Genomic DNA, 3,847 nt, shown 5'->3' on the forward strand with positions numbered 1-3,847 from the left:
CGCCCGCACGCCCGCCGGCAGGCGCGGCAACCGGCCCAGGAGATCCTGCGAGATCAGGATGCCGACCCCGAGCGGCCGGCACAGGGCCTCGATCCGCGAGGTCACGTTCACGGCGTCGCCGAAATACGCGATCTTGTGGCGATCGACGCCGACTTCGGCGGTGACCACCGAGCCGCCATGCAGCGCGGCGCGCAGCTTCGGCACCGTGCCGAACCGGGCGGTCCACGCGGCCTCGTCGGCCTCGATCCGGTCGATGACGTCGAACACGCAGGTGACGCAGCGCGCGTCCTTCAGTCCGCGGCTCATCGGCCAGGTCACCATGGCGAGGTCGCCGATATAGTCGTCCACGGACCCGCCGTTGCGGCGCACCGGCTCGGCCAGCGTGGCGAAGACCGCGCTGAGATATTCCTGCGCGCGCAGATCGCCGTGCGCTTCCGCGAAGGCGGTCGATCCGACTACGTCGAGGAACAGGAAGATCCGCTCCTCGGCCACCGGCTTGTGATAGCGGCCGATCATGAAGTTCACGAAGATCTCGCCACCGACGAGGTCGCGCATGCGGATGACGAAGACCAGAAGGCCGGCCACCGCCAGCGCGTAGGCGAGGACGCGGGCGGTCATCCGGGTCGCCACCGCGAGTTCGTCGCCGGTCAGGCCGAAGCTCCACACGATCAGGCCGCCCAGCGCGTTGCCGGCCACGATCATCAGCACGTAGGCCAGCTCGGCCGCGATGACGTAGAGCCAGGCCGGGAGCCGCCGGATCCGGGCCTGCAACCCGGCCAGGATCAGGCCGCGGTCGAAGGCCAGCACGGTGGCGCCCATGCACAGGCCGTAGGTGAAGCCGGCGAGCGGCGCGGCGGCATCGGCGAAGATGACGTTGTAGAGCAGCCCGGCGCCGGCGGCGGCCAGGAGGATCAGCGACCAGAACATCCGGTGGGCCGGCAGCATCAGCGCGTCCCCCCCAGGGTCGGCTCGGCGGCGCCACCGCACGGGGCGCTCCAGGCCCGCGCGGGCAACCGGGCAGGCCCTCTGGCGGCCTCGTTGAGCGCGGTGTGAGACACTGGCCTAAAGTTCAACACCGGAGCGGCGACGGCCCATTGCTCATCCCCCCAAGATGGCGCGAGTAAGGCGCAGCGGGGTCCGCGGACCGGCTCGGTCGGGTCGGTCGGACGATCAGAACGAGACCCCGCGCGGCCGGAAGGGAGCGCTGCCATGTACGCCAGAAGCTTCGGGGCGACGCGCGTCTCGGTGCCGGTCATCGGCCAGGGCACGTGGCACATCGACGGCTCGGACAGGGCCGACGCCGTGCGCGCCCTGCGGGCCGGCATCGATGCCGGCATGACGCATATCGATACCGCCGAGATGTACGGCGACGCCGAGGCGATCGTGGCCGAGGCGATCGTGGATTGCCGCGAGGAGGTGTTCTTGGTCTCGAAGGTGGTCCCGGGCAACGCCACGCGCCGCGGCGTCGTGCGGGCCTGCGAGGCCTCCCTGCGGCGGCTGAGGACCGACCGGCTCGACAGCTACCTGCTGCACTGGCCCGGCCAGCATCCCCTGGCCGAGACGATCGCGGGGTTCGAGGACCTGCGCCGGGCCGGCAAGATCCTGTCCTGGGGCTTGAGCAACTTCGACGTGGACGACCTCGACCGGGTGCTGGCCATCGCCGGGCCGGACCGGATCGCCTGCAACCAGGTTCTGTACCACCTCAACGAGCGGGCGATCGAGCACGCGGTGCTGCCGTGGTGCGAGAAGCACGGCGTCGCGATGGTCGGCTACTCGCCGTTCGGCAGCGGCGAGTTCCCCGACCCCGCCAGCGCCGGCGGCCGCGTGCTCGACGGCATCGCCAGCGCCCACGGCACGACGCCCTACGCGGTGGCCCTGGCCTTCCTGACCCGGTTGCCGGCGACCTTCACGATCCCCAAGACCGGCCGGCCGGCGCGGGCGATCGAGAACGCGGGCGCCGCGGACCTGCATCTCGGCCCAGCCGAGATCGCCATGATCGACGCGCATTTCCCCCGCGGGCCGCGGCCCCGGATGCTGCCGATGCTGTGAGCGGCGGGGGTAGCGGGATTCCGTCGAGGCGTGTGGCGGGGGGCGCGGAATCGCTGTACCGCGGCCGTCACGCGCACGCCGTCCGAAAGCCCCCGACCGTCATGCTGAAACTGCTTCTGCCCTCGGCGCTCGCCCTCACGGCGGGCGTCAGCATCGTCATCCAGCAGGCGCTGAACGCGAACCTGCGCACGGCCCTCAACTCGTCGGCGCTGTCGGGCGTCGTGAGCTTCACGGCCGGGGTGGCCTGCATGATCGTCTTCGCCCTCGTGGCCCGCGACCCGATCCCGTCCGCCGGGGTTCTGGCGCGGATCCCCTGGTGGGCGTGGAGCGGCGGCATGTTCGGGGCGATCTTCATCGGCCTCGGCATCGTTCTGGTCCCGCAGCTCGGGGCCGGAACTTTTCTGGCGCTCCTGGTCACCGGCCAGATGCTGGCCTCGGTGATCTTCGACCATTATGGCTGGCTCGGCCTCGCCCAGCGGCCGATCGACCTGCCGCGGGCGCTCGGCGTCGCGCTGCTGATCGGCGGCGTGGTCCTGATCCGGCGCTGAGCCGGACCGGCTTACTCGCCGATCCCGAACAGCTTCTCGACGAAGTTTCGGTCGTCCTTCGGGGCCGCCCGGCGCGCGGGGGCCTGCTGGCGAGGCGCGGCCGGATCCCCAAAAATCTGGCCGAGGATGTCGGTCGGGCCGCTCGGCGCCGCGCTCGCCACGGAGGCCGTGGTCTCGGGCGGCGGCTTGCGCCAGCGGTTCAGGCCCGGCAGCGGAACCGGGTTCTGGCCCTTCAGCGCCTGGGTCATGTAGGTCTTCCAGATCTCCGCCGGCAGGTTGCCGCCGGTGACCTTCTTGGTCAGCTCGCCGTCGTCGTTGCCGAGCCAGATCCCGGTGACGAGGGTACCCGAGTAGCCGATGAACCAGGCGTCCCGGAAATCCTGGGTGGTGCCGGTCTTGCCCGCGAGCTCCCAGCCCGGGATGTCGGCTTTCTTGGCGGTGCCCGACACGAAGGTCTCGTGCATCATCGCGTTCATCATGCCGTCGGCGTTGGCGTCGATGACCCGGCCGAGGCCGTTGTCGGAACGCTTGTACAGCATCTTGCCGGCGGCGCTCTTCACGGAGGTGACCACGTAGGGGATCACGCCGGTGCCGCCGTTGGCGAAGGCCCCGTAGGCGCCGACCATCTCCAGCAGGGTCACCTCGGAGGTGCCGAGCGCGATCGAGCCGTTGGCCTGGAGCGGCGAGGTGATGCCGAGGCGCTGCGCCGTCTGCACCACCGTCTTCGGGCCGACCTCCTGGCCGAGCCGCACCGCCACCGTGTTGAGCGAGTGCGCCAGCGCCATGCGCAGGGTGACCGGGCCCTCGTAGCGGTGCGAGTAGTTCTCGGGCGCCCAGGTGCCGATCCGGATCGGCGCGTCGTCCTTGACGGTCTCGGGCGTCGCCCCGTGCTCCACGGCGGCGAGGTAGACGAACGGCTTGAACGAGGAGCCGGGTTGCCGCTTGGCGGTGGTCGCCCGGTTGAACTGGCTCTGCGCGTAGTCGCGCCCGCCGATCAGCGCACGGATCGCCCCATCGGGCCGCATCGAGACCAGGGCGCCCTGGCCGACGTTGAACCGCGTGCCCTTGGCGTTCAGCTCGTCGGTGAGCGCCTTCTCGGCGAGCCCCTGCAGGCCGGTGTCGACGGTGGTCTGGACCGTGATGTCGGTGTCGAACTTGCCGACGTAATCGTCGAGCACGTCCATCACGAGGTCGGCCACGTAGTTGGCCGAGCCGCCGCCGCGGGCGTTGGCGGGCCGGGCCGGCTGGGC

General features: G+C 71.1%; 4 protein-coding genes. 2 read left to right on the forward strand and 2 right to left on the reverse strand.

The features are described 5' to 3' along the window. A partial coding sequence (locus tag FV228_RS22650; protein WP_147856659.1) for an adenylate/guanylate cyclase domain-containing protein occupies positions 1–945 on the reverse strand: 945 nt, incomplete at its 3' end. 264 nt (positions 946–1,209) lie between these two features. Here FV228_RS22650 and FV228_RS22655 point away from each other — a divergent pair. Together FV228_RS22655 and FV228_RS22660 are read left to right on the forward strand one after the other, a co-directional pair. Continuing rightward, positions 1,210–2,049 (forward strand): aldo/keto reductase, encoded by an 840-nt coding sequence (locus FV228_RS22655; RefSeq protein WP_147856660.1) that lies wholly within the window; start codon positions 1,210–1,212, stop codon positions 2,047–2,049. A 101-nt stretch (positions 2,050–2,150) separates the two neighbouring features. Beyond that, positions 2,151–2,597: a DMT family transporter gene (locus FV228_RS22660; protein ID WP_147856661.1), complete on the forward strand. Its 447-nt coding sequence runs from the start codon at positions 2,151–2,153 to the stop codon at positions 2,595–2,597. Between the two features lie 11 nt (positions 2,598–2,608). On the opposite strand, the gene FV228_RS22665 is transcribed toward FV228_RS22660, so the two are convergent. Beyond that, a partial coding sequence (locus FV228_RS22665) for a penicillin-binding transpeptidase domain-containing protein (RefSeq protein ID WP_281406522.1) occupies positions 2,609–3,847 on the reverse strand: 1,239 nt, incomplete at its 5' end.

Origin of the sequence: Methylobacterium sp. WL18 (assembly GCF_008040015.1) — a bacterium.
In the GTDB taxonomy this organism is placed as follows: domain Bacteria; phylum Pseudomonadota; class Alphaproteobacteria; order Rhizobiales; family Beijerinckiaceae; genus Methylobacterium; species Methylobacterium mesophilicum.

What these genes read in the sequence shown, in the direction of transcription:
- FV228_RS22660 (WP_147856661.1), top strand. Translation starts at nt 2,151, where the DNA reads ATGCTGAAACTGCTTCTGCCCTCGGCGCTCGCCCTCACGGCGGGCGTC.
- FV228_RS22655 (WP_147856660.1), top strand. Translation starts at nt 1,210, where the DNA reads ATGTACGCCAGAAGCTTCGGGGCGACGCGCGTCTCGGTGCCGGTCATC.